The 25,158-nt window shown below is 47.8% G+C and carries 21 protein-coding genes, 1 tRNA gene, 1 pseudogene and 2 riboswitches; of the genes and pseudogenes, 9 read left to right on the forward strand and 14 right to left on the reverse strand.

The features are described from left to right. Positions 1-301 precede the first annotated feature (301 nt). Positions 302-2,608 carry a 5-methyltetrahydropteroyltriglutamate--homocysteine S-methyltransferase gene (metE, locus tag NR121_RS23505; RefSeq protein WP_256832020.1) on the reverse strand — a complete coding sequence of 769 codons (2,307 nt, stop codon included), beginning with the start codon at positions 2,606-2,608 and terminating at the stop codon, positions 302-304. Positions 2,609-2,752: 144 nt separating this feature from the next. Then, a riboswitch (cobalamin riboswitch) is annotated at positions 2,753-2,951 on the reverse strand. 393 nt (positions 2,952-3,344) lie between these two features. On the opposite strand from metE, the gene NR121_RS23510 reads away from it, so the two are divergent. Both NR121_RS23510 and gluQRS read left to right on the forward strand, forming a co-directional pair. Beyond that, positions 3,345-3,421, forward strand: a tRNA-Asp gene (locus NR121_RS23510). Between the two features lie 95 nt (positions 3,422-3,516). Continuing rightward, on the forward strand, positions 3,517-4,482 hold the full coding sequence (gene gluQRS, locus NR121_RS23515) for a tRNA glutamyl-Q(34) synthetase GluQRS (RefSeq protein ID WP_256832022.1): 966 nt from the start codon (positions 3,517-3,519) through the stop codon (positions 4,480-4,482). Between the two features lie 29 nt (positions 4,483-4,511). Here the strand turns inward: gluQRS and NR121_RS23520 are convergent, their stop codons facing one another. From NR121_RS23520 to NR121_RS23540, 5 genes are all read right to left on the reverse strand, one after another. After that, positions 4,512-5,108: a hypothetical protein gene (locus NR121_RS23520; protein WP_074730108.1), complete on the reverse strand. Its 597-nt coding sequence runs from the start codon at positions 5,106-5,108 to the stop codon at positions 4,512-4,514. 88 nt (positions 5,109-5,196) lie between these two features. Beyond that, positions 5,197-6,705, reverse strand: a complete 1,509-nt coding sequence (locus NR121_RS23525) for a hypothetical protein (protein ID WP_054819781.1) — start codon at positions 6,703-6,705, stop codon at positions 5,197-5,199. Positions 6,706-6,737: 32 nt separating this feature from the next. Next, positions 6,738-7,616, reverse strand: coding sequence for an ABC transporter permease (locus NR121_RS23530; protein ID WP_054819782.1), 879 nt, complete (start codon positions 7,614-7,616; stop codon positions 6,738-6,740). A gap of 18 nt (positions 7,617-7,634) precedes the next feature. Next, complete coding sequence (locus NR121_RS23535) at positions 7,635-8,441, reverse strand: ABC transporter ATP-binding protein (protein WP_137670687.1); 807 nt, start codon at positions 8,439-8,441, stop codon at positions 7,635-7,637. Between the two features lie 35 nt (positions 8,442-8,476). Continuing rightward, the gene (locus NR121_RS23540) at positions 8,477-9,556 is read right to left on the reverse strand and encodes an ABC transporter substrate-binding protein (RefSeq protein ID WP_137670686.1); all 1,080 of its coding nucleotides are present in this window, start codon (positions 9,554-9,556) and stop codon (positions 8,477-8,479) included. A 291-nt stretch (positions 9,557-9,847) separates the two neighbouring features. Between NR121_RS23540 and NR121_RS23545 the strand changes: the two genes are divergently transcribed. Next, entirely contained in the window at positions 9,848-10,774 is a 927-nt protein-coding gene (locus tag NR121_RS23545; RefSeq protein ID WP_054819785.1) for a LysR family transcriptional regulator, read from the forward strand. 227 nt (positions 10,775-11,001) lie between these two features. Here the strand turns inward: NR121_RS23545 and NR121_RS23550 are convergent, their stop codons facing one another. Continuing rightward, positions 11,002-11,247 carry a hypothetical protein gene (locus NR121_RS23550; protein ID WP_062406598.1) on the reverse strand — a complete coding sequence of 82 codons (246 nt, stop codon included), beginning with the start codon at positions 11,245-11,247 and terminating at the stop codon, positions 11,002-11,004. A gap of 412 nt (positions 11,248-11,659) precedes the next feature. Beyond that, positions 11,660-11,847, forward strand: a riboswitch (cobalamin riboswitch). Between the two features lie 148 nt (positions 11,848-11,995). Here NR121_RS23550 and NR121_RS23555 point away from each other — a divergent pair. Genes NR121_RS23555 through NR121_RS23570 form a run of 4 tightly spaced genes read left to right on the forward strand, consistent with a single transcriptional unit; the run spans position 11,996 to position 14,665 of the window. After that, on the forward strand, positions 11,996-12,754 hold the full coding sequence (locus tag NR121_RS23555; RefSeq protein WP_062406596.1) for an energy-coupling factor ABC transporter permease: 759 nt from the start codon (positions 11,996-11,998) through the stop codon (positions 12,752-12,754). A 5-nt stretch (positions 12,755-12,759) separates the two neighbouring features. Then, positions 12,760-13,044: an energy-coupling factor ABC transporter substrate-binding protein gene (locus NR121_RS23560; protein WP_062406595.1), complete on the forward strand. Its 285-nt coding sequence runs from the start codon at positions 12,760-12,762 to the stop codon at positions 13,042-13,044. Beyond that, positions 13,041-13,838: a cobalt ECF transporter T component CbiQ gene (cbiQ, locus tag NR121_RS23565; protein ID WP_256832023.1), complete on the forward strand. Its 798-nt coding sequence runs from the start codon at positions 13,041-13,043 to the stop codon at positions 13,836-13,838. The genes NR121_RS23560 and cbiQ overlap by 4 nt, the downstream gene beginning before the upstream one ends. Next, a complete protein-coding gene (locus NR121_RS23570; RefSeq protein WP_145862482.1) occupies positions 13,835-14,665 on the forward strand; it encodes an energy-coupling factor ABC transporter ATP-binding protein in 831 nt (276 codons plus the stop codon). The genes cbiQ and NR121_RS23570 overlap by 4 nt, the downstream gene beginning before the upstream one ends. A gap of 112 nt (positions 14,666-14,777) precedes the next feature. Here NR121_RS23570 and NR121_RS23575 read toward each other — a convergent pair whose 3' ends face one another. From NR121_RS23575 to NR121_RS23600, 7 genes and pseudogenes are all read right to left on the reverse strand, one after another. Continuing rightward, entirely contained in the window at positions 14,778-15,872 is a 1,095-nt protein-coding gene (locus tag NR121_RS23575) for a 2Fe-2S iron-sulfur cluster-binding protein (RefSeq protein WP_062406579.1), read from the reverse strand. A gap of 92 nt (positions 15,873-15,964) precedes the next feature. Beyond that, a complete protein-coding gene (locus NR121_RS23580) occupies positions 15,965-17,077 on the reverse strand; it encodes an alkane 1-monooxygenase (RefSeq protein WP_062406576.1) in 1,113 nt (370 codons plus the stop codon). Between the two features lie 212 nt (positions 17,078-17,289). Then, a complete protein-coding gene (locus tag NR121_RS23585) occupies positions 17,290-18,390 on the reverse strand; it encodes an NAD(P)-dependent alcohol dehydrogenase (protein WP_054819790.1) in 1,101 nt (366 codons plus the stop codon). Between the two features lie 176 nt (positions 18,391-18,566). After that, a complete protein-coding gene (locus NR121_RS23590; RefSeq protein WP_256832024.1) occupies positions 18,567-20,051 on the reverse strand; it encodes an aldehyde dehydrogenase family protein in 1,485 nt (494 codons plus the stop codon). Positions 20,052-20,057: 6 nt separating this feature from the next. Beyond that, positions 20,058-20,579: pseudogene (locus tag NR121_RS25440) on the reverse strand (carotenoid oxygenase family protein). After that, on the reverse strand, positions 20,567-20,983 hold the full coding sequence (locus NR121_RS23595) for a carotenoid oxygenase family protein (RefSeq protein ID WP_054819791.1): 417 nt from the start codon (positions 20,981-20,983) through the stop codon (positions 20,567-20,569). Before NR121_RS23595 ends, NR121_RS25440 begins: the two are co-directional and overlap by 13 nt. A gap of 516 nt (positions 20,984-21,499) precedes the next feature. Then, positions 21,500-23,416 (reverse strand): XylR N-terminal domain-containing protein, encoded by a 1,917-nt coding sequence (locus NR121_RS23600; protein WP_062406571.1) that lies wholly within the window; start codon positions 23,414-23,416, stop codon positions 21,500-21,502. A 798-nt stretch (positions 23,417-24,214) separates the two neighbouring features. Between NR121_RS23600 and NR121_RS23605 the strand changes: the two genes are divergently transcribed. Together NR121_RS23605 and NR121_RS23610 are read left to right on the forward strand one after the other, a co-directional pair. Next, positions 24,215-24,646: a universal stress protein gene (locus NR121_RS23605; RefSeq protein WP_054819794.1), complete on the forward strand. Its 432-nt coding sequence runs from the start codon at positions 24,215-24,217 to the stop codon at positions 24,644-24,646. Positions 24,647-24,796: 150 nt separating this feature from the next. Continuing rightward, a partial coding sequence (locus NR121_RS23610) for a transposase (RefSeq protein ID WP_375162537.1) occupies positions 24,797-25,158 on the forward strand: 362 nt, incomplete at its 3' end.

The following is a 25,158-nucleotide window of genomic DNA, read 5'->3' on the forward strand; positions in this document are numbered from 1 at the left end:
AAGTGCCTCTAAACCCTTGTGACATAAGGATTTTTTGATTATTCAGCAAGCCCTAAATTAAAACCAGGTGAAAAAGCTATCGTGGTTTGTAAAGATCATCGTCATCGCGACTAATTAGCAGGTATTGCGGCAGCACCCCGTCCTAAGTCCTAATGCGGGGTGCTTATTAATTTGCGTGTTCATCACCCTCAATCAAACAAGGCATCTATATGCCGTTTATCTGCGACATAAAGATGCCTTGTGTATAAATCCGAATAAGCCGGTCTTGATAAAGATGAACCCTTACAGCTTTTTTTCTTTTTTACAATGATGAGCTGAGGACAGGGCTTTTTTCTCTAAACGACTTCGCGGCCTCCACCATATTTTTGAGCGATGCAATCGTTTCATCCATGCCCCTCGTTTTTAGTCCGCAATCCGGATTGATCCAGAACAATTCAGGATCTAAAACCGACAGGGATCGGTCGATCATATGAACCATTTCTTTCACATCAGGGACTCTTGGACTATGAATATCATATACGCCCAGACCGATGCCATGATCGTACGTGTGCTCTTCAAAGCTGTGCAGCAATTCTCCGTGACTCCGCGAGGTTTCGATGGAAATGACATCGGCATCCAATTCGCGAATCGAGTCGATGATGTCGTGAAACTCGCAATAGCACATATGTGTGTGGATTTGTGTTGTGTTTTTGACGGTCGCTGTGGCCAAGCGGAAAGAGAGCACAGCCCAATCCAGGTAATGCTGCCAGTCCTGTCTTTTGATCGGCAAACCTTCCCGCAAAGCAGGTTCATCGACTTGGATCATTTCAATCCCGGCTTTCTCCAATGCCTCAACTTCCTGACGCAGAGCCAGCGCAATTTGATAAGCCACCTTCTCGCGAGGAATATCATCTCTCACAAACGACCAGTTTAATATCGTGATGGGGCCGGTAAGCATTCCTTTCACCGGCTTGTTCGTCAACGATTGGGCGTACACCGTTTCTTCGACGGTCATCGGCTTGATGAATTCCACATCGCCGTAAATGACAGGCGGCTTGACGCACCGTGAACCGTAGGATTGAACCCAACCGTTTTGCGTAAAGAAAAATCCGCCCAGCTTCTCTCCGAAAAATTCTACCATATCCGTTCTTTCAAACTCTCCATGGACAAGCACATCCAGTCCGATTTCTTCCTGAAGGTTAATCCACAGCCGAATCTGCTCTTGAATAAATGTCTTGTACTGCTCTTCGGTCCACTCGCCGGTTCTCCATTTTTTGCGGGCTTGTCTAACCTCAGAGGTTTGCGGGAAGCTTCCAATCGTTGTGGTTGGCAGGATCGGAAGATTCCATTTGTTTTGCTGAAGAATTCGCCGTTCTGCAAAAGTACCCGCTCTTGCCGATGGCTGTTGATCGATCCGCTCTACCATTTCCTGAATGTGTTCCTTTTTTCTGGAGGAGGATGCATTGATTTCGCGAAGCGCTTGTTGATTTTTTTCAAGTTCGCGTGCGATCGGTTCGGAATCTTTATCTGCCACGGCCTTGGTCAGCAAAACAATCTCATCAAGCTTTTCATTGGCGAAAGCCAAGACTTGCCGAATTTCAGAACCAAGCTTGGTTTCCTGCCCGGTAGTGACAGGAACATGAAGCAGGCTGCAGGAAGGCTGAATGATCATTCTTTCATAAGGAACGTACTGGGACAACGTATTCAGCAAGGTCAGCTTGGACTGCAAATCGGCAGCCCAAATGTTGCGCCCGTCGATCAGACCTGCTCCGAGCACCTTATCCTTTGGAAATCCATGCTTGGCCATATGCTGCATGTTCCGGTCGTAACCGTGTACCAGATCCAGTCCGATTCCTTGCACCGGCAGCGAAACCGTCGCTTCATAGTGCTCTACGGCATCAAAATAGGTTTGAAGCATAATATTCAGCCCCGGCGCCGCTTCATGCAGTTGCTTATAAATATGAGTTATCCGATCCATATCTTCATCAGACAATGAGCTGACTAAAACAGGTTCATCGATTTGCACCCACCTTACGCCCTCTTGCTCCAGTTCCCTCAGGATTTGAGCATACAATGGGAGGAACAATGCAATCAGCTCGTCCCATTGCCCGGACTTATACCCTTTGGATAGTTTTAAAAACGTATACAACCCGATCAGTACCGGCTTCCCGTCAATGCCCAGCTTTTGCTTTGCTTCCCGATAGGCTTGAAGCGGCTTGTTGATGGTAAGTACCGGGGTAATATCATTCAATTCCGGTACAATGTAGTGATAATTCGTATTGAACCACTTGGTCATTTCGCAAGCAGGAGCCCCTTTGCTGCCTCTGGCCATAGCATAATAGGTGGAAAGGGAAACAACGCCGCCAGGGTAGTTAAACCGTTTGGATACAATTCCGAACATTGCCGCCGTATCCAGCATATGGTCGTACAAAGAAAAATCATTGACCGGAATAAGGTCGATTCCTTTTTCCTGCTGGAGTTTGAGATGATTCAACCGCAGTTCTTCTATCTTCTTTTCAAATTCAGACTCCTGAATCTTGTTTGCCCACAAGGCTTCCAGCAACTTTTTCCATTCTCTGTTCACTCCAATTCTTGGATACCCCAAGTTACTGCTTTTCAACGAATCCATTCGGTCACCCTCCATTTTCATATTGCTTTTAAATTCCATGCAAAAAAGGCATCTTTCCCTTGGGTTAAAAAGGGTAAAGATGCCCCTCGTTTGTAAAAACGGTGGCTACCATTTTTAACACCTCCCTATCTCCCGTAGGTAAAAACAGTGCTGTCAGAACAGGCAGGTCTCCTGGCTCCAGAATCATGGTCAAAACGCGCCTTCCCAATCCGAAGATCAGTGGCATATTCGCGTTGACTCCTCTGTTACAGTGGCGGGACCGCGTCGGCATTTCACCGAACTTCCCTTTTAAGCTCCGGAACCGTTTGAAACGGACCAGAGCACCTATTCCCACAATATAAAATTGTTGCTCGTAAAATAATACATTACAAATAGTATTTATGCAACAGTCGAGGATGGTTTAGAATGGTAATGCCACAAGAGCACAGCGGCAAAAGCAAATAAAATGACAAGCATGATGAGGATACAGCACAATTCAATGAGCCTCAGCTTCCATAAGCGTTTGCGGTTCATCTCCATCTTGCTTGCTCCCTCCCTCATTTATAAATATACGTTTACCTATTCCTGCCATATAAGTTTTAACGAAGGAAGGAGGGAAAAAGTTCCACATGAATCCGCAGCCTTTTTCATACGGTTGAACACGGTAAAATCGATTCGATCAACAAAGAGCTTGTCAGACCGCATCGATTCATGTTATTATACTGTTTGTGTCCGAGACACAACATTGCTAATGTGTGGAGCCGTGGTGTAGAGGCCTAACATGCCTGCCTGTCACGCAGGAGATCGCGGGTTCGAATCCCGTCGGCTCCGCCATGAATTTACATCCCATATCATCTTACATAGCCTAAAGAACACCGAGCAGAACGACATGTCTGCTCTTTTTTGTATTCTTCAAGGAGCGTGAGAGTATGACCCGCCGCGGACGTTTCGCACCAACTCCATCCGGACTGCTTCATATCGGCAATGCCTTCACCGCCCTCGCCGCATGGCTGCAAATGCGCCAAGCCGGAGGAGAATTTGTGCTGCGCATCGAAGACATCGATAAAGCCCGCTCCCGTCCCGCCTACGCCGAGCAGCTTCAGGACGACCTGCTTTGGCTGGGCATCGATTGGGATGAAGGCCCGCGCGTCGGCGGTCCCTGCGCGCCTTATGAGCAAAGCCGGCGTGAATCCCTTTACGAGGAGGCGCTTGAGCGGCTGCAGCAAGCCGGACGGCTGTACCCGTGCTATTGCAGCCGCAGCGAGCTGGCGGCGATCGGCAGCGCGCCTCATGGGCTGGCATCCGAAGGCGCCGCCTATCCCGGTTTATGCCGTTCGCTTTCGCCCGCGGAGCGGCAGGCAAGAGCCGCGAAGAAAACGCCTGCCCTGCGGTTCATCATGCCGCCGCACGAGCTGCGGTTCTACGATGCGGTAGCCGGGCCGCAAACCTGCGCGGGCGAAGCGCTCAGCGACTTTGTCGTCAAGCGCGCCGACGGCATGTTCAGCTACCAGCTCGCCGTGACGGTCGACGATGCCGCCATGGGCATCACCGACGTGCTGCGCGGGGCCGATCTGCTTGACTCGACGCCAAGACAGCTGGCACTCTACGAAGCGCTGGGACTCCGGGCACCGGATTTTGCCCATGTTCCCCTGCTGGTCGATGCAAGCGGCCGGCGTCTGTCCAAGCGCGACAGTGCGCTTACGCTTGCTGCACTGCGAAGTGCGCAGGTTCCGCCCGAACGCCTGCTGGGAGCCTTGGCCCATCTGGCCGGTTGGATCGATCGCCCGGAACCTTTAACCGCCCGGGAGCTTATACCGTTCTTCGGACCTGTCCGGACGGCAAGCGGCCGATTAACCGTCAGTGAGCAGCTTCGGCACTGGCTCACAGAGGGCTAAGCCTGCTTGTGAGCTGTCCTTGGCATGACTTATTCGGACATCTTGTGATGCCCGGTGTGCACATGCGGTTCCTCCGGGGCTTTGGGCTGATCCTTATAAGACGAACCCATGATCACTAGAGAAAACAAAACGATGGTAACACAAACGGTAAGAATGGATCCGGTTTTCATCTTTTCCCTATTGGGTTCAGTTCCTTGTAAAATTCCCGCTTCCTGCTTCATGATCCGATGGAGAAGGAGCACAGCGATGACAAAAAGCAGCGTTAAGAAAAAGCTCATGGGAAGCAAGAAGTCGGGAGACAGCATAGAGCCAAGCATCGCCCCCATCATCCCGCTCATGACTCCGGCCATGAGCCCGTCCAGGACGGCCATCGCATGGAATGGCATTCCCAGCATCACCCCGCCGCCCACCCCAACGATCATGGCGAGCATACAGTTGATGGAAAAGCTCTGATCGGCTCCAAGTACGGTACCTGTAATGAGTCCTGTCATCGAGCCAATGAGCATGGCAGCCATCATGCCGGTCGTGCAGGACAGCTTTTGCCGGATACTTAACACGGTCAGGTAGGTTACTGCTGTCAGAGCAATGAGAATGGAAAATACAAGTACTTGAATGATGATATTCATAACGGCATCCCTCTTTCCTGTCCTGATGGGATTGTGGTCAATCGTGAATCGGACAGCTCCTGAACCCAAGCTGTCCGATTTATTCCGTTCAGCCGTGATGATGTCCGCAGGAGCAAGCATCATGGGAATGCGGCAGCTTCCAGAGCGGATTGTTGCAATACTTGGGATCTGCACCAACCATGCTCATGAACAAATGATGATAGTTCTCGCAGATTTTCAGCTCCGCAAGCACCCAATCCTCCGGATCGTTGGCGTAATGCTTCCAGTAATCGCCGGCCACGTTAATTCCCGGTACGGCCGGAATCCAGGATTCGGTCAGCAGCAGGTCCGGATCGCCGTATTTAGCGGCAATGTTGCGAATGTCCGGATCATCCAGCGCCATCAGGCGTCCGTCCTGAATGATGGTTTCGGTTCCTCCTCCGACCATTTCGCACGTCATTGTCGCAAAGTAGAGATGCAGATGCCAGTGTCCGACAGGCAGCCCCATTTTGGCCGCTTCACGTTCCGTCGAGCTTGAAATAATCGTTCCAAAGCCCATATGAATAACGCCGCTGCGCATGCGTTCATAGAGACAGTTCAGCCAGCCCTGGAGAAATCCTCTTCTCGGACGGTGAATATGAGGGTTCGTACCTATGGACGCTTCCCACCAACGAAGAAGTCCTTTGTCCGGAAAACCGGGGTACTGAAGATGACCGGTTTCATCCTGCAGCTTGCGAAGCTTGTCTCCGAATTCCCCGCCTTCATGGATGTCGGTAATCCTGCCGTCCTCCACTTTCAATTGGACCCAAGGAACCGGACCGATATGGTTGCTCGTGCCCGCAATGACACCGCTTGCATCTTCCTTCGGAAGATACATCCATGGTCTGCCCAGAACATGCCCCGGGAGATACGTTTTCCCGAAATTCTTGTTTTGCGACCAGAACCTGTCGACCAGATCGGGATTGAAAAACTCGCGTTTGCTGTCATAATAGGCGTCATGATTGGTATAGCTCAAATCGGTGCCTTCCGGATCCGTAATACGGATTCTCCTGGCGTTTCGTATCCTGTCCCATGTCCATTTGTCGATGGCATCGATAATTTCATAGGCAATCGTATGCGCCGGAGTCGCGGTGAGCTCAGGCGTAATGAATGGCATCCGCTGGATTTTGATGTTCGCGTCGCACAAGACGGGACCGCCATAACCCCAGAGGAGCTTGTCATACTTGCCTTCCTTCTCGATCTGCTCCCATTCGTCCATCCATTCGGCCAGCTCCTTCGTCCGGGCCAAATAGTACTCCACTTCGTTATGTCCCTTCCATGTTGGAATCGGACCTTTGTCCGCCATTACAACTTCATACTTGGTGTTATATTTTTCGAGTATCCGTTTGCAAGCTTCAATAACCATAGGATCATGCCAGTTATCCGCACGCAGCAGCACGCGTTCGCCCGGCTGCAAATCCCATGCGGCATGAAGTCCCTGACTGTATGGACGTTTAGCCACCTCATCCAGATAAGGAAGTAAATCATCCACGCTTTTTACCTCTACAAACGGCGGGCAGCGCGGAGGATATTTTTCAATAAGGGGTGGAGTTGTAAAATTCGGTTTTCCTTGCAGCATGACATTCGCTCCTCTATTCGTTTTTGGTTGAATTAATCCATTCGATGCTTCAATAAACGCGTCTCCAGCAGCTTGACCGAGCTGGTGATGGCCATACCCATCATAACAATCACGATAATTCCCACAAATACGCGATCGATATTAAAGTTGGCCGAGGACTGCGCTACAAAATAACCGATCCCGCCTGTCGAGACAAACATTTCGGCGGCGATGACTCCAACAAGCGATTGACCGATACCGACTCTGAGACCGGAAACAATTTGCGGCAGCGAGCCGGGAAGAGCAACCGTAATAAAGGTCTGAATGGCGGAAGCGCCGAAGCAGCCGGCCACCCGGGTCAGGTTCGGATCCAGATTCCGCACGCCGGTCATGGTATTCAGAATGATCGGAAATACCCCTGCGATAAACACAACGAGAACCTTGCTGGAAAAGCCTACTCCCACCCAAAGCGTGATCAAGGGCAGCAGCACAATACGCGGTGTACCCAGCATCGCCGTCAAAAAGGGATCGAGCGCTTTACCCAGAGGCCGGTACCATCCCATAAGCAGTCCGACGAATATGCCTAGAACAGCCGCCAGCCCAAATCCGACAAAGAAGTTGCCCAGCGTAAAAAGCAGATTATCGAGCAAAACTCCGCTTTGCGTCAATTGATAGCCGACTTTTATGATTCGAATCGGCGAGCTTAGGAAAATCGGGTTGATCACACCGCTACGGTACAGCATTTCCCAAACAGCAAGAACAACGACGACCGTCATGGCCCCGATATGATTCAACAGGAATCCGTCTGAACGTTTGCGCTTCCCGGGTCCGACCTTGCGGTTGTCTTGAGCCTCGGATCGTGTATTCCTGTCCGGCGGTTTCATAGAGCCATAGGATTCGGAAGCGCTTTCCCTTATCTTTATGCTGTTCAATCGGTTTTCCTCCTTTGGTTACAAAGTGATGATCTTCATCCTCTGCTTTTCCCTTTCCTTTTCCGATACGATAAGTCCCCAAATGTGCTTTTCGTATTCCAAAAATTCAGGACTTCTTTTGATCTCTAAAGGACGAGGGCGAGGAAGATGAATATCTACCGTCTCACAAACGGTTCCCGGTCTTGCGGTCATCACAACGACGCGGTCCGACAAATACACGGCTTCGCCAATATCATGCGTCACAAAGATGATCGTTTGTTTCGTCTCTTTCCAAATCCGAAGCAGCTCCAGCTGCATAAATTCGCGGGTTTGCGCGTCCAAGGCGCCCAAAGGCTCATCTAACAGCATCAGGCTGGGTTCTATGGCAAGCGCTCTGGCTACGTTGACCCTCTGCTGCATGCCTCCCGACAGCTGGTTCGGATAATGATGTTCAAACGCTTCCAGGCCTACCAGCTTCAACAGTTCCCTTCCCTTGGCCATGCGTTCGTTTTTGGGTACACCGGCTAACTCGAGGCCGTAAACCACATTTTCCAAAGAGGTACGCCATGGAAACAGCGATGCCTGCTGAAAAACGACGCCGCGATCCCGTCCGGTTCCCTTGATGGGCTGACCGTTCAAATAGATCTTTCCGTCACTGACATGCTGTATGCCGGCAATGGCGCCAAGCATTGTTGATTTCCCGCAGCCGCTGGGCCCGACAATGCATACAAACTCGCCTTCATTCACGGTCATGTTGAAGCCGGATACGGCCGTAATTTCTTCTCCATTCTTAAGCGGATAGGTAATGGATACATTATCCGTATGCAGCTTGGCTAATACGGTCATGTGCACTCCTCCTTGCCTGTTTTCCGGGAAAACAGCTATTTCTTATACAGGCTGTCGATCCAGCCGGACTCATCCAATGCTTTGACCAGGCTGTTATCGACGATATCCGACGGCTTCATCGTTCTGACAGCCTCGCTATCCGAGTTGTCTAAAAAGAACTGTACGGACTTATCCGATACATAAGGCTTTTTGGGAAGCGTGCCCACATTGACATCATAGGTTTTCTGCGCTAAAGCCGGATCGTCAATTCCGGTCCATTTGCTAATCGATTTAATGGCGGCCTCTTTATGGTTAACAATGTAAGCATTGGCTTCAATCAACGAAGCTACAACCGCATTTGCCAGCTCAGGATTTTTGTCATAATAGTCCTTTAACATCACCACACCTGAATTGAGCACTTCTTTATCTTTAAAGTCGTACAATTGGGGATAGCCCATCTCATCCATTTTGAATGACGTCGGAGGCGCCGCTACATAAAACGCTCCTTCGCCTTTCAAGAAAGCCGCTGTACGGTCACCCTCGCCGCCCATATTCAGCAGCTTGACGTCCGTTTTTGGTGTCAATCCGTTTTCCTTGATAAAAAATTTCGCCAAGTGGTCATATAGCGAACCCTCTGCCGCCGTAATCATGGTTTTGCCTTTCAGGTCTTTGGCAATATTGGCTTTTTCGGCTGACTTTTGGCCATAGATATAAAGTACGGTCCGATCGGAAACGGCAGACAGGATCACGGAATCCACTCCGGCTGCCTTGGCTTTTCCTACCGGATCGACCCCGGTTAATCCTACTTGAATCGCTCCGCTGTTCAAGGTTTCCTGAACCTTTGGAGTTCCTGCGATATAAATCAGGTCCGCTTTTACCCCATATTTTTCAAAAATTCCAGTGTCCTTGGCGATCCACAAGGGAAGCATGGACGCGCCTTGCGTCGGATATCCGATTTTGATGCTTACCGGTTTATCGAGAGGCTTCGGAGCATTCGAAGGTTGAGCATTGGCGGAGGGGCTTTCGGAAGGTTCGGCTTTGCTGCCGTTCTGGGAAGAATCTGCAGTCGAACTGCAACCTGACAAAATCATACCAAGGCTTAACAATATAAGCAGAATCCATTGGTTTGTTCTCATTTTCTCACCTCATCGAAAAATTAAAGGGCTTACATTTTTCTTGGTTTACATTGTGCTTGCTTATTCCACCAACCCCATCCCCTGAAAAACGAATATTTAGTAACCGCTTTCAAAATAATGAGTACATCCGAAATTTTTGCTTGCCCTCCTTCCCTTAAACTTATAAATTAAAGATAACAAATAAAAAATTATAAGAAAAATATCCATTTCGTTAAGGATTTATATGCAATAGATATAAACATGCAGGAAACCGCGTATCAACAACGACTTAAAGCAAAAGGGCGTGCCGCTATGGATATTCGACAACTCCGATACTTCCTTGCCATTGTCGAGGAAGGTAAGATCTCGCAAGCCGCAAGACGCTTACACATCGCGCAACCGCCGCTGAGCCAGCAGCTGAAACTGCTGGAAACCGAAATGGGTGTCACGCTGTTGGAGAGAAATACGCGCAGGCTCACGACCACCGAGGCTGGAAAATTACTGTACGACCGGGCAAAAATAATACTCGAACTTGTAAACGGTACCATGGAAGAAATCAAGGAATTGAGCGAGGGAGTGCGGGGAACGTTAGCCATCGGCACGATTGCTTCTCTGGGCGCCAAGCTTTTACCGGAACGAATTCATGATTTTCAAAAGCGGTATCCGGAGGTGCGCTTCCAGGTATGGGAGGGGGATCCCAATCGGGTGATGGAATTGCTCGAGAATCGGATTATTGAGCTCGGCATCGTCAGACTGCCCGTCGATAACGGAATGTTCAATATGATCAACCTGCCTGCGGAGCCTCTCGTTGCAGCCATGAGCCGCCATTGGAACATTGGGGATAACCAACCGTACGTAAAGCTGTCCGATCTGGAAAACAAGCCGCTGATGCTGCTCCGAAGACAGCAGGGCACCTCGATGTATCATCATCGGATGTACATCATGGATCTGGTGGAAGACGCCTGCCGGGAAGCCGGATTCGAACCCAAAATCATCTGTGAAAGCAACGACATCATGACGCTGCTAACCTGGGCCAATCATGATGTAGGCATTACCATCGTCCCCCAATCCGCTATGAACCTCATTCCGAATGCAGGGCTTCAATTCAAAGAGATCATAGAACCTTCCATTATGTCAAGGCCTTCCGCCATCATCTGGTTGAAGGGACGGTACCTTTCGACCACATCGAAAAAATTTCTGGAATATTTTCCATTGGACAAGCCCTGCCTGGAACAGTAGCCGTGCAGTATAAAGGGCAGCCTGCCGTTGAAAAACACGGCGGCCGCCCACCTGCGGATCTTCTTCTCTTCTGGGCGACAATGAACCAAAAAGGTCGAGTAAGAGAGCAAGTATAGCCCTCTACTCGATCTTTTCAGTTTGGTAACGAAAAGTTAAGAAAACAGGGCCGTCCCTGCGTAGTTAAAAACTACTTATGGGACAGCCCCAATGATACAAATGACTGTTCATCATAACCGCAGCAGATCGGACTGCTCTTTCTTCAACTGCAGGGCCGATTTCATCGCTTCTTTACGCACCAGTTCACGTACGGCTTGAGTATTCTCGGCAAAGAATGAGTCGCATCTGCTCAAGCTGTACAATGCTTTTTTGGCAGCCTCGCAGGCCATCTTTTCACTTTGCAATAAATAATAACAAATGCGGTAGCAGTCATTTTCGTGTTTCTTTAAAAATGATATGCGATCCTTTATTTCCATAAACAGATCATCCCTAACATATCTTACTTACTTCATTATTTTAAGGGGTTTTCATTTGCTGGATAGTACTATTTTCTTCTAGTACCCATAATGAAGTATACAGAAGCAATATAAATAAAAGGTAAACAAAAGCTAAACGATTTCTTAACTTTAAGCCGCCGCTCTTTTGCAATTTTCAGCCTTAGCGTTTCGTTTAGAGGGTAACTATAACCAATACATATCACTGGGGTTGATCTTATGAAAAAAGCGGCTCTGGATGACGCCGAATGAATCACAGGCCGAATCTTGCATTCGGATGAGGATTTTGATAGACAAAGTCACCTCATTCGTGTTATAGTTCAATAAATTCATGTTACATAATGCAATGCGACGACCGCCAACGGACAAGTAGCATGGATTGACGCAAACGAATTGCATACATACTGAATCAGGTGCCTTTGCGACAGCAAAGGGTAACAGGGAATCGGGTGCAAATCCCGAGCGGTCCCGCCACTGTATTCGGGGAGTTTCTCCCAGCATGTCACTCGATCATCCATCGGGGAAGACGGGAGAACACGACGATCCGAGAGCCAGGAGACCTACCTGATTTATGCACCCCAAGGCCTTCGAGGAAAGGAGTGGTGTACGAACGATAAAAGCGACGATCACGCCAGGCTGATCTTGTCGTCTATTGATGCGTACCCCTAACCAATCCTGCAGGATTGGTTTTTTTGAGTTTTACAACGATTTGCCAGGGAGGAAATGTACAATGATTTCTAAAAAAGCAATAAGCACACTGTTGTTGGTCTCCGGATTTACCCTGTACCTGACTGTCAGCGATCCTAAGTCCGCCTATGCCATGCATATTATGGAAGGCTTTCTTCCCTACGGATGGGCGATCTTCTGGTGGGCCGTGTTTATTCCGTTCTTCATTCTCGGGCTGCGGTCCTTGATGAGAATTACGAGAGAAACACCGGAGCTAAAAATTATGCTGGGAGTAGCCGGTGCTTTCATCCTTGTTCTGTCGGCGCTGAAAATTCCTTCCGTGACGGGAAGCAGCTCGCATCCGACGGGAACAGGTCTCGGCGCTGTCATGTTCGGACCGCTGCCCATGAGCGTGCTGGGCTCCATCGTCCTGCTGTTTCAAGCTCTGCTGCTTGCCCATGGCGGGTTGACCACTCTTGGAGCCAACGCCTTCTCTATGGCTGTTGCCGGCCCCATGATCGGTTATGCCGCTTACCGGTGGATGATCAAATCGACGGGAAAACAAACGCTGTCGATCTTTACGGCGGCGGCGCTGGCCAACCTGTCTACGTATGTCGTCACTTCCATTCAACTGGCATTGGCGTTCCCGGCAGAGAGCGGCGGCATTTTGGCTTCATTCGTAAAATTCGGGGGCATTTTTGCGATCACTCAAATCCCTTTGGCCATCAGCGAAGGACTTCTTACGGTACTGATCTGGAACTGGCTGAAAGCCAACAGTTCGGAAGAATTATCGATTTTACAGCGTAAAATGAAAGGAGCATAACTCTCATGTCCCATCAGAAAACGAACCTTCTCATCCTGATTGCCGTCGTCTTGTTGGCTGTTCTTCCGCTCCTGTTCGTCAACGGCGAATTCGGCGGAGCAGACGGTGCCGCTGAAGAAATGATCACCGAGATTCATCCTGCTTATGAACCCTGGTTTGCTCCGCTGATGGAGCCTCCGGCAGAGACCGAAAGCATGCTGTTTGCGCTGCAGGCCGCCATTGGCGCCGGTTTTATCGGCTTTGCCTTCGGATGGTTCAAGGGTAGAGCCTCCAAATCCAAAACCACATGATCAAGCTGATCGATACATTTTCTTACACCAACAGGCTGCGTTCCGTTTCCCCGATGTGGAAAAGCGGATTCGCAGCCGTTCTGATGGTGCTGTCTTATTTGTCCCATCCTGTGACCCAGATGATGATCGTCGGCTGGCTGTTCGTCTGGATAACCTTGTACGCCCGGATTCCCGTCAAAGCGTACAGCCTGCTGATCGGAGCCTCCTGCCTGTTTTATGCGGCCAGTCTGCCGGCTATTGTCATCGAGTTTACATCCGCCGGCCCGGTTTCGCCCGATGGAATGATCCTCTTTACGTTTGCGCGGTGGACGTCTTATGTTACAGAAGCGGGCATTTACGAAGCGGGCAGCTTGCTGGCCCGGATCATCGCATGCTTATCCTGCCTGGCCTTTGTCATGCTGACGACGCCTATGTCCGAGCTGTTTCAGGTGATGAAAAAATGGCGTGTGCCTTCTCTGGTGCTGGAATTGATGATGATCATGTACCGCTTTCTCTTCGTACTTTCGGATACGGCACAACAGATGTATACGGCTCAGAGAGCCCGCGGCGGCCAGACCGGCTTCTACCGCAGGCTGAACGATACGGCAATCCTGATCGTCCGGTTGTTCGGCAAGTCGATGCATCGGTACCAAGGGCTTTCGCAGGGCTTGGTAACCAGAGGCTTTGCCGACAGCATTCAACTGGCGCCGGTTCAAGCCGCTGCCCTGCCCTTTCGTTATATATGGGAAAGCCGTATCGGAGTGATTTTATTACTGCTAATCGAGCTGTGGCTTCGCTGGGGGGAAATGCTGTGAAATCCATTATGGAGGCTTACGATGTACGCTACAGCTACCCGGGAACTCAAGCCGAAGCGCTTCAGGGCTTGACCATGAGCCTGCCCGAAGGCAAGAAAACCGCCATTTGCGGCCATAACGGGTCGGGCAAATCGACCTTGTTCCTGCATGCGGTCGGCATTCACCGCCCGGCTTCCGGAAGGATGCACTGGAAAGGCGCTCCCATGTCCTATCGTGCGGATGATCTCAAAAAGCTGCGGCAGCAAGTCGGACTGGTGTTCCAGGACCCGGAACAGCAGTTGATTTTGAGTACGCCGTATGAAGATATTTCCTACGGTCTTCGCAATGCCGGGGTACCTGAGCATGAGATGATCCGGCGCATCCAACATATTCTTGGTACCATGGGTCTGGAGCATTTGGCTAATACACCTATTCATCACTTAAGCCTCGGTCAAAAAAAGCGTGTCGCCCTGGCCGGCGTGATGGTCCTCGAGCCCGAGCTGCTGCTGCTGGACGAACCGACCGCTTACCTGGACCGCTCATCCGAGCAGCGGCTGGTGGAGGAATTGGACCGCATTCATGCCCAAGGCACCACTGTCGTGATGGCCACGCACGATATGAATTTGGCCTATGCATGGGCGGACTGGGTCCTGGTGATGGACAAAGGGAAGTGTTTGCTGGAAGGCACGCCTTTCGAGGTGTTTGAACAGGAAGACTTGATCCTGTCGCTCGGTCTGGAACCGCCTTTGCTGCTGCAGGTTTGGTCCAGTTTACCCGAACACGTGCGTGCGGAAAGTTTTCCTCCCCGCAGCATGGCTGAGCTGAAGGAGCTTATGAAACAATTGTAAGCATGGGAAAGAGCCGGTTCCCTTGCTATATCTTGCCTGGGAATCGGCTTATCATGACAACTGGAGCTCCTCCGCCTGACCTTCGGCTAATCCTGAGAGCCGTCTGACCTAATCATTTGTGCAATCGATCCGCCTTTATTGTCTTCTGCACATGACTGCGGTCCAAAAACTTGTCAAAAAAGATTTGGTCTGCGGTGACACCACATTCATTCAACTTATTTATAGCTGCATCGATCATTCCTGGAGGCCCACACAGATAGGCTTTGCTGAACGGTACCTGAATCCCCGGATGATCTTTGATGTGTTCGGTGACCAGACCGCGGGCTCCTATCCAATCGCTTTCCATTGGTTCTTCCGACAATACCGGAATGAAATGAAAAGGCGCGTTCCAGGATGAAGCAATCTCAGCAATGATATCCAGACAATACAGGTCCCCTTGCGTGCGTGCACCAAACAAAAGTAATACCGGAATGTCCCCTCCTTGTTTGGCGGCTTGTTCCAATATTGCTTTTATTGGGGCTAAGCCGCTGCCCCCCGCCATGCAAACTATTGGTTGAACGGAAGGCCGCAGATAGAAAGACCCGTAAGGGCCCGTGACAGTCACTTTTTCGCCTGTCCGGTCCGCTGCATTCAACCAGCCGGTCATTTCTCCATTCGGCACTCGGCGAATAAAGAAACTTATCTCTGTCTGTCCCTGTTTTTTCGGCGCATCCGCAAACGAGTAGGAACGGGGTTCCTTAATGCCAGGGACCGACAGATCCGCATATTGGCCGGCTTCGTAAGAAATGCTTTCGTCCAGTTCTATCCTGATTTTTAGAATGTCATGTGTCAACGTTTCGCTCTTGCGAATAACACCGTTAACAGATTTTACTGTATGATGCGGACCTTCTGACGAAGGGTCAATCAGAATCGTCAGATTACTTTTGACAATGGTTTGACAGGCAAGGATATATCCCTGTTCAATCTCTTCCGTGTTTAACGTGTAGGAAAAATCCATGATCGATTTTACTTTCCCTTCCACTAAGCGGCATTTGCAAGTAGCACAAGTCCCCACCCTGCAGTCATGCGGTAAAGGTATCCCTGCCGACAACGCCCCCTGCAGCAATGTCTGGTTTGGTTCTACCGAAAATTTGTCACCGGTGGGCAGTACATCGACAAACCGTGGTTCCGTTGTTCGATTGAATATCCTAGCAAGTAAATTCGCCATCGTAATTGTCCTTTCCTCATAATGAGTAAAAAAGACAGATCCGGATTGAATCTGTCTATACGGTTTTTGAGTAGAGCATAGCGCCTGGAATACTAACTGACTCTTGTTTCGTCGAACCAGTCAGGCCAGCCAGCTCTTTTGTTCGCTTCTCTTGCCAGTATTTTTTCTTCCGGTGTGGCATAGAGCAAATCCATTTTTTTCAGTTTTTGCTGGACAAACCGGAACCAAAGCGGCGGAACAAGCGCTATTAAGAAACAAATAACAAGTGATGGCATCTTATTGTCAATGGTACTTGGTTTCAATTCATAAAAGGGGGCGTAGCTATCAATATGATGGTGTGCATGTGTCGTGATTTCCACACCGAATACCCGGGAAAAAAATGTGCGCTGTTCCCACGTGTGACGGGGGTGAAACGGTGTGCCCTCCGCCCTGATAAGTCCGTAATGTTGTGTATAGTTGAAAACTTCGGCAAGCAGCTTTGCTACAACCAAATGAATCGTTACAAGCAGTGCACCCAGCCACCCAGAAACATAATAGAAGCTGCCTATCAACAGAGCGAATAGCACAAACATTTGGGTGATACGGCTGCGCCATGACCAAACCGAGCGACCTTTTTTTCTTTGACGCTCTTTTTCAATCTTGTATGATTCCTTGTAAGAATGCCATGTTGCCCGAAATATAAACTTGTAGACGGATTCCCCTCGACGGGGAGTATCGGGGTCTTTCAATGTTCCTACATGAATGTGATGATTATATACATGCTGGATATCTTTTACAGGGTCTCCAAAGTATACGTTTAATGTAGTGCCCAAATATCTTGGAAACCAGTGTCTTCTGTGAAACAATTCGTGAGCGATGGGCAAGTTGGGGGCATTACCCAAAAATGCAGCTGAAAATATGCATCCGGCGTAAGCAAGCACCGTCATAAACGCAGTAGGTTCGCTAAATCCTTGTTGAATGCGCCAAGCAAAAGATCCAAAAAGCAGAATCATTAACGGGAAGTGCAGGTATAACGCAAAATCTGCTATCCAAGGATTCTTGATCTTTCTTTCCGCTTCATCTTCTTCGGTTATATAATCAGCTACTAACAAGAAAACGAGCACTCCCAAGAAACCGATCCACACCCATTGACCACCTAGCATATACCCTGCAACCCCAGCAAGCACCACTATGATGTTAAAATAGTACCTTAAATAATCTAACATGAGATATTCCTCCTCTCCTTTTTCCCATCGATGAGTCCGTGGACAAACCTATTCCGCAACAGGACTTTTCGAGATAACGCCGAATTCGTGAGTAAGGATTTCAAGTCTCAGGATGTTCCTCCCTTTTTCAGAAAGCGTTATCAAGTCAATCGATAAAAATGGATAGCTTTGATAGATTACGGAAGGGTTCCTTCAATCGTTTATAAGCCCTGTTAACCAGACACACGCAAGACCGGCTTGATCGTATGGCCACTCTCGGAGTCTTCCGCAGCTTGATTGATTTCCTCAAGATCATAGATCTTAATGAGTTTGTCATACGGGAACAGGCCCTGTTTATACAACTCAATCAATTGAGGAATAAAGATTTGCTGTACCGAGCTCCCCATGAGAACCCCTGTAATCGTTTTTTCCGAAACGAGACCTAAATGATCAAACTCCACTTTTGTTCCCAATGGCGGTGCACCAACAACCGCAGTTGTTCCAAGAGATTTGGTGCTTTCGACCGCCTGTCTTAAAACTTGCGGAACACCGCTCGTTTCAACCGCATACTTTACGCCTCCGGTAGAGATCTCTGTAATTTTTTGTACAACATTGTCCACGTCCTTGCCATTGATGGTGTGGGTGGCTCCGAGTTCTTTCGCTAATTCCAAACGGCCGTGATTAATGTCGATTGCAATAATGGTTGTGCAGCCTTTGACCTTGGCCGCCATGATGGCGCTCAATCCGACAGCTCCACAGCCGAATACAGCAATACTGGAACCCGGTTCCGGTTGCAATTTGTTAAGCACTGCACCGCTGCCGGTTGAGATACCGCAGCCTAGCGGAGCAAGGATTTCAAGCGGAATATCTTTCGGGACTTTTATAACGTTTCGGTAATGGGAAACCGCATATTCCGAAAAGGAGGATTGCCCGAAAAACGTGGAAATTTCCTGTCCATTTTGTTCGATCCGCTTGGTGCCGTCCGGCATAATGCCGCCAAAATTCAACAGGCTTATATGGACACATCCGGCGGGTCTACCTTGGAGACAAGCATCACACTTACCACATGAGCTATAAGACAACACCACATGATCCCCCGGTTCAATCCCTTGCACTGCTGCCCCAACCTGTTGCACAACGCCCGCACCCTCATGCCCTAATACAATCGGTAATGGAGAAGGTATCATCCCGCCTTTGACACTTAAGTCAGTATGACACATTCCGACAGCGGTAATTCGAACCAATACCTCCTCTGCCTTCGGCTCATGTTGCAGGGTGACTTGTTCCACGCTGAATTCGCCTTGATTGCGGGTTACCACTGCTTTTATTTGCACAAAAATCCCCTCCCAAAAATATTCAGTATATGATAATTTCATCGATTGAGGCGATATCCCCGGTGATGAATTTTATCTGCCCGGACGCCCGCCGGTGCGGGTACCATTGTGATCCGTTATACTTCAATTTCTATCCTTTATTGATTCGCTTTCCCTCAAAAGCGCCGGCGCCTTTCTTACTCCGGAATGTTTGGTAAATCGAGGGACTTAGGAATATTTATAACGTGGGTATCAACATAATTAAGCAGCCCTTCAGGACCGAATTCATGTCCAAAACCCGATTGCTTCACACCACCAAAAGGCAAGTTCAAATCCAGGCCCATGAGTGATGCTGTATTAATCATCGTGGTTCCTGCCTGAATGCTCCGTGCCACCCGTATTGCGTGCTCTTCCTCGCCCCAAACAGAGCTAGTCAGACCATAGATACTATCATTGGCCAGAGCTATAGCCTGTTCTTCATTATCATAGGGCAAAATAGGTACCGTCGGTCCAAACTGCTCTTCCACAACAACGGAGCCATTGTACTCAGCATTCAAAATTAACGTAGGCTGCATAAAGTAGCCCTTATCAAAAAGTTCATGATGAAGCACCCGTCCCAGCTTGATCACCGTTGCCCCGCGACTCTCCGCGTCTTCAATTAATCCCTTTACGAATTTCACCTGTAATGCGTTGTTCAGCGGGCCTACCGTCACATCCGGATGAAATGGATCTCCTACCCGAATCCATTTATTTGCGGCTTCAATGTACTTCTCTACGAATTTGTCGTAGATGGGGCGGTGTACATAGATGCGCTTTGAATTCATGCAAATTTGTCCTGTTGTAAGAAAGTTGGAAATTACAATCCGGCGCAGCGCTTGCTCATCATTCACGTCAAAATCACTGAGGATAATGGCGGCATCGTTCCCGCCTAACTCCAATGTAAGATGCTTTATTGTTTCGGCGGCGGCCCTCATGATGTGCTTCGCAGTTTTGGTACCGCCCGTAAAGGCGATTTTGGCGACCTTCGGGTTCGTTGTAAGTTCAACACCGACATCCGATTCACCATGCACAACATTAAGAGTACCTGCCGGGAATTCAGAAGCAATAATTTCCATTAATTGGCTAACTGCAAGCGGAGCGAAAGGGCTTGGTTTCAGCACTATCGTATTCCCGGTGAGAAGAGCCGGAACGATCTTGGTGATGGAAAGCGCGATCGGATAATTCCAAGGGGTAATAGCGGAGACGACTCCTTTAGGATCCTTCGTGATGATGGTCTTGCCGTTGTCATGTTCCTGTATTTTATCCTTCAGGACTTCTTTCGCCATATTGGTGGCAAAATCCATCCACAAGGTGGCAAAAAAAATCTCCCCTTGAGAATCGTAAACTGGCTTTCCGTGTTCACGGGATAGCAACTGTGCTAATTCTGGGGCCTCAGCTTTCACCTTTTCGGCCGCACGCTGCATACGTTCTATGCGCTCGTCAATAGGTGTCACCGACCAAGAAGAGAATGCTCTTACTGCAGCATCGATCGCACGAATGGCGTCATCGCGCGTATTCAGAGGCCCATAGCCCACTACCTCGCTGGAATTCGCGGGGTTCTCACGGGCATATTGTTTATCGGCTGCCACTTTCTCCCCGTTGATCAACGCGTGAACAACCACGGGCACTGTCTTATTTACCATAGAAAATTACCCTCTTTCAAATGAATTAGTTTCGTAAAAAGCTGGCGCAGCACATGCGCCGATCTTTCTGGATTCCCGCCGAAGTCCGAAATTCACGCAAGTGCAAGGATCGCCTTCAAACCAGCGCATTGTTTCTACCCCGGCATCGCGTCTCATGATGCCAATACGAGTCCCATAATTCGGCTCCCATACCACAAGTGATTTCCCTTTCATAGCACGCTCATAATTAATCGTTGCCGGAAAGACCGGAAAGATAATATGTTCATCCGTCGTAACAAAATCATGAAGGACACTAGCATAAGGCGCCTGAAATCTTTCATGTCGGGTTAACCTTCCATCCGAACTAATGACACTGAAAGATACTATCGGAGTACCTGGACCATCTGCTTAATAGCGGAAGGCTAGCATCTCCCCTGTTTTAGGATCGATCTTAGGATATCCAGTAAATGGGCCCTTGTATTGACCATCAAAATTGTACTGTCCCATCGTTTCAAGTGTATCAGCGTCCATAAGCATTAACGGGACCATTCATCTGGGACAAAGAGCCTTCCGGAATGAAAGATTGCATTGATACTTCCAAAGTTACGCGGAACATTTTCTCCGCCTTCAGCTGGAGGCTCATGCACAGTGGTCAGCAAGAGACGACGGCCGGCCTTGCGTTGCGCCTTGTATTGCTCCGTTTGTACATACCGATTGCGATAAGATACTTTTCCATTTTCAACGCGAATCGCATGGACCATGCCTTCCCCCAATAACCAGTTATGTTCTTCAGCAAGTGGAGGGTACATTAGATTGAAACCGTTTCGGTACAACGTACCGTTAAGACCTTCAGGCAATTCGCCCTCGATCACACATAACTCTTCCGCGTCCATTTCAGCCATAATTGGGGCATAGTTACCTATTAGTCCAAAGACCTTCGGGAATGCTTTCATCTTATCTCCTCCAAATGAATCAAAAGATCTGTTTTAATCCGTCCTTGAAAGTGATAGCATGCCTTAAGTCCAACTGCTTCATCGGCTTTTACTTGCAAAAAACCACTCCTTTATTTGTTTCGAGATCAGCAAAGCGATTTGAAAATGCTTACAAAAATAATATTAAGATAAACAGAACCGCTTTTATATACTAATACTGGTTAAAATATTCTCCTTTTTCGACTTACTTAGTTAACCATTTTTTATATTTTACAGCCTATTGTTTTGTACTTTTACACAAATACCCGTACGTATTACAACCTTTTTTGGGGTCGATCAATTGAGCAGGAGGATTGCCGTTACTTTCCTTGAATAAGCCCTTTTCGGGTCTGCTTTCATTGCTTACGTATGAATTTAAAGTCGTTCAATTCCTAATTCATGTTCAACATGCCTTGAGATAGCGCTAATGCCGCGCACAAAAAAAGGTATCACACCACATTCGTGGCATGATACCTTTTTTATCCAAAATGCGCTCGGTTACAATCCCCATTTACCGAGAAACATGAGTATTTTTAGCGCCAAATAGGAATCAATGAATCCTTTCGCACTTGTGATATCGAGTTCGCTTATTTCCTGAACTCGTTTTAAACGGTATCTAATCGCGCCCATCGATATTGTCATTTGAACAGATGTTTGCTGTATATTCCCCTGATTTTCCATATAATAGTATAATGTTTTTAATAGCTCCGCGTTGTTTTCTTCATCATACGCTAAGAGTTCCTTCAATAATCCTGTTGCAAAGCTTTCCAATTCTTTCTCATCCTTAGTGCAAAGAAGAATCCCCAAAGAACCCATCTCATCAACAGAGATAACATTTGAGGTCACTCTGCCCCGCTTGGCCATTATGATGGATTTGTTTGCCTCCTCATATCCCTTGCGAAACGTATCAATGCCTTTGCAGAGGGAACTAATGCCTAGAATGGTCTTATTATCTGCATAATTGTTAGATATAATATTGACTAAAAACTCTCCAAAGGTTTTTAATTCAAACTTCATTTGTGCTACAACTTCCTGGGGGATTAAGGCAATAATTTTATCCAGTCTGCTTGCAACAAGACAGCCCTTTCCATAAGACAACAATTGAGACTCCAACGTATCCGCAATACTTCTTCTTAATTCCATTAAATAAGGTTCGCGTTGATGTATATTAATCTCATTCGTATGCTCTAGATTAAAAACAAAAACATAATGGGGCTTATTGAGATTATAGCCAAGTAATTTCATGCGATAAGAAAGATTCTCTATATCCGGTTTATCACTAAGGAGTTCATTCAAAAACTCGCCTTTTATTCGCTGCTCTCTCTCTATTGCCGTACGTTCTTGTAAAAATTGGATTGCACACATCGTTGAAGCACGTTCCAGTGAAATGGTTTCCATCTCATCAAACACACCCTGTTGTTTAATTAACGAGATATATCCGCACACTTCATTCCTCAATAACACAGGAGATATGAGACGCTCGTGCTGCCACCCAAAATCGCCAGGAACCGTGACATGAACCGTTCCTTTTTCCTCTATCAAGCGCTTCACTCTTTGTTCGTTTTTTTTGAGCGAAAGATCAACAAACCTACCAAATTCATGAGGTGTGTAGTTTCCATATGATTCAAACAGGTTATAGTTTTTATCCTCAAGGACGGCGGCAGCACCAAGACTTTGGGCCAAAATTTTGACTATGCTGGATAATCCTCCACCTTGAATCAGGACTTTTGACAATTTTTCATTTATGTTTAGAGCCTTCTTTAATGCTTCTTTTTGTTTTTCAATCCTGTGATAGGCTCTGTCCAGTTCATTAGCCAAATTTTCACTTTCATAGAATGGCAGCACATCCTCAATTTCTTCATCCCAATCATCAATCGTTTTGCCAACCCACCGGCAATAAGGGTCACCCTTCCCAATGCACTCGAACTCTTTAAAAAGAATGTTCGCGCCTAAACATTCTGTACCGTAACCACCTGCATAACCGATCATTGTAGCGCAAACGGTCTCATCATGATAACCAAAATGTTCTATATGCTTCTGCGCTTCAGATGAATAATTCCAATAGGCCTCGGTGTAAAATTTTCCTGTCTCCCAGTCGGCTCGCATTACAACGGAGCCGGATTTTAGATAGCCATTTAATTCGTTTATTCTGTATCCGGCCCGAAGTAAGTCGTCTTCGGTTGTCCATAAGAACTTTTCTCTCAAATATTTCACATCATTAATGCCACACTGCCAACCATAACGCAGTAAGAAACCTTTCGCCCGCTCGCTGCCTAAAGCGGCGATCAGATCTTTGCGTAAGATTCCCAGTGCGTCTAGCCCAATAAAGGTACTTTTTAGATCGCCAAACAAGTCCCTTACCTCATCTGTACTTAAGGATAGTAAGTCCCCGGAAGGAAACAGTTTTTTCACCATTGAAATGTCTCCCTTCGTTGTATCAATCTATGGGAAAATAAAAATTTCTAGTACTATCTCTTCGTATCCTGTCCTCCTTCCTCGTTGCCCAAAAAATGATAGGTAACGAACCAAACTCCTCAGCCATCTGTACGATAAACGTCCTTCTTCCGTGTTTAGCGATTCTTCTAAGGGAAGAGCACGTAAAACGAAAATAGGTCGGTAGTTAACGCCGACCGACCCTTCCGTAAGACATATACACTTGCTTAATAGTTCACTTTTTTATCAAACCATGAGGGTCTATAACAATGTTTTCGATACTGCAATAACAATCAATCCACAGATTAGATTAGACATTCCATATAGTGGTTTATGATCAAATATTATTACAAGTGTTTTTATTTGTCAACGCTTTCATTGGGATTTTTTATAATTAATTGCAGATGATTATCCAGAAATGTGGTAAAGTAAGATGATCGAAGTATATCAGAGTGATGTTTAAAAGAGGAAATGTTCTGGTTACGATATCTTCGCATTCTTCAAATTCATGTTGGGTATCCATAGCGTTTGGTCTTTCAGAATGATGGTCTCCGCGGCTTTCCGTTTTCCTGTCTTTTGGATACTCAATACCGAGCAAACCGAAAGTTATCCATATGCTCCTCACAACGGCCACCCCCTTATTTTTGTTAACCCCTTTGGAATTTATACGAAATTATACCAAATGACTTTCTAAAAATAGCTTATCTGTGATTTTTCTCATATGATCAAAGCCGAATTTCATTTATGATCGATGTATAAATCAAAAAGGCGGTGGATGCTATGTTATGTTCCAAAATTCTTGTCGCTTATGACGGTTCCGATCAAGCGGAGAAGGCACTGCTTAAAGCCGTTGAATTGGCTAAACTTAATGAGCAGATCGAGATCCTAGTGCTGCATGTCGTCTCTCCTTCCGCTCCTTATACGGGCTATGAGTATATTCCATCTCCGGATATCATTGAGCTGGTCATGAAGCAGGGCAGTAAAACCTTGCAGCAAGCTGAAAAGGTCTTAGCAGGGATCCCCAACAAATGGAACAAAGCTTTACATAAGGGCTATCCCGCCGAGACCATTCTCGATTACGCCAAAACATCCGGCTGCGATTTGATCGTCATAGGAAGCAGAGGGCTCAGCGGGCTGAAGGAATTATTTCTGGGCAGTGTCAGCCACAATGTCGTTCAGCATTCCCCGGTTCCCGTTTTAGTAGTAAAATAAACCATCGTCTAATCTGATACAAAAAGAAATGGGGGTGTCCCAAAAGTCACTGAGGTGACGGGGATACCCCTTTTTCAATTTTGTAAAACAAAAAGAAGCCAAACCTTGGTAAAATGGAAGTGCGAGCAACCATTCAAAGGAGGGCTTCTTTTGTACATTCAATATAACATGGATCAACTTTGTCTGCCAATGGATTTAGAAGAAGATATTCCCGCGGGGTATCTGGTCCGCATTGTCAATGATGCGGTTAATCGGTTGGACGACAACATCTTTGCGGCTGCTTATCCGGGAGGCGGTCGGGATAGCTGCCATCCGAAAATGCTTGCGAAAGTCATCGTGTACGCCTACACCCAGCGAATCTATTCCTCTCGCTGGACTTTCGTTATGAGAGCAAGCAATCAACGGAAAGCGGCTATGAGGTTCGTTTGCGCCATTACCGGAGTCGGGGTGCACAGGTTGTCCTTTGAAGGATGCCTGCACGAAAGCCAAAGGGAACCGGGAAATCCGGGTGA

The organism is Paenibacillus sp. Pae15, assembly GCF_024519685.1.
GTDB classification, from domain to species: Bacteria; Bacillota; Bacilli; order Paenibacillales; family NBRC-103111; genus Paenibacillus_G; species Paenibacillus_G naphthalenovorans.

What these genes read in the sequence shown, in the direction of transcription:
- metE (WP_256832020.1), bottom strand. Translation starts at nt 2,608, where the DNA reads ATGGATTCGTTGAAAAGCAGTAACTTGGGGTATCCAAGAATTGGAGTG.
- gluQRS (WP_256832022.1), top strand. Translation starts at nt 3,517, where the DNA reads ATGACCCGCCGCGGACGTTTCGCACCAACTCCATCCGGACTGCTTCAT.
- NR121_RS23520 (WP_074730108.1), bottom strand. Translation starts at nt 5,108, where the DNA reads ATGAATATCATCATTCAAGTACTTGTATTTTCCATTCTCATTGCTCTG.
- NR121_RS23525 (WP_054819781.1), bottom strand. Translation starts at nt 6,705, where the DNA reads ATGCTGCAAGGAAAACCGAATTTTACAACTCCACCCCTTATTGAAAAA.
- NR121_RS23535 (WP_137670687.1), bottom strand. Translation starts at nt 8,441, where the DNA reads ATGACCGTATTAGCCAAGCTGCATACGGATAATGTATCCATTACCTAT.
- NR121_RS23540 (WP_137670686.1), bottom strand. Translation starts at nt 9,556, where the DNA reads ATGAGAACAAACCAATGGATTCTGCTTATATTGTTAAGCCTTGGTATG.
- NR121_RS23545 (WP_054819785.1), top strand. Translation starts at nt 9,848, where the DNA reads ATGGATATTCGACAACTCCGATACTTCCTTGCCATTGTCGAGGAAGGT.
- NR121_RS23550 (WP_062406598.1), bottom strand. Translation starts at nt 11,247, where the DNA reads ATGGAAATAAAGGATCGCATATCATTTTTAAAGAAACACGAAAATGAC.
- NR121_RS23555 (WP_062406596.1), top strand. Translation starts at nt 11,996, where the DNA reads ATGATTTCTAAAAAAGCAATAAGCACACTGTTGTTGGTCTCCGGATTT.
- NR121_RS23560 (WP_062406595.1), top strand. Translation starts at nt 12,760, where the DNA reads ATGTCCCATCAGAAAACGAACCTTCTCATCCTGATTGCCGTCGTCTTG.
- cbiQ (WP_256832023.1), top strand. Translation starts at nt 13,041, where the DNA reads ATGATCAAGCTGATCGATACATTTTCTTACACCAACAGGCTGCGTTCC.
- NR121_RS23575 (WP_062406579.1), bottom strand. Translation starts at nt 15,872, where the DNA reads ATGGCGAATTTACTTGCTAGGATATTCAATCGAACAACGGAACCACGG.
- NR121_RS23580 (WP_062406576.1), bottom strand. Translation starts at nt 17,077, where the DNA reads ATGTTAGATTATTTAAGGTACTATTTTAACATCATAGTGGTGCTTGCT.
- NR121_RS23590 (WP_256832024.1), bottom strand. Translation starts at nt 20,051, where the DNA reads ATGGTAAATAAGACAGTGCCCGTGGTTGTTCACGCGTTGATCAACGGG.
- NR121_RS23595 (WP_054819791.1), bottom strand. Translation starts at nt 20,983, where the DNA reads ATGAAAGCATTCCCGAAGGTCTTTGGACTAATAGGTAACTATGCCCCA.
- NR121_RS23600 (WP_062406571.1), bottom strand. Translation starts at nt 23,416, where the DNA reads ATGGTGAAAAAACTGTTTCCTTCCGGGGACTTACTATCCTTAAGTACA.
- NR121_RS23605 (WP_054819794.1), top strand. Translation starts at nt 24,215, where the DNA reads ATGTTATGTTCCAAAATTCTTGTCGCTTATGACGGTTCCGATCAAGCG.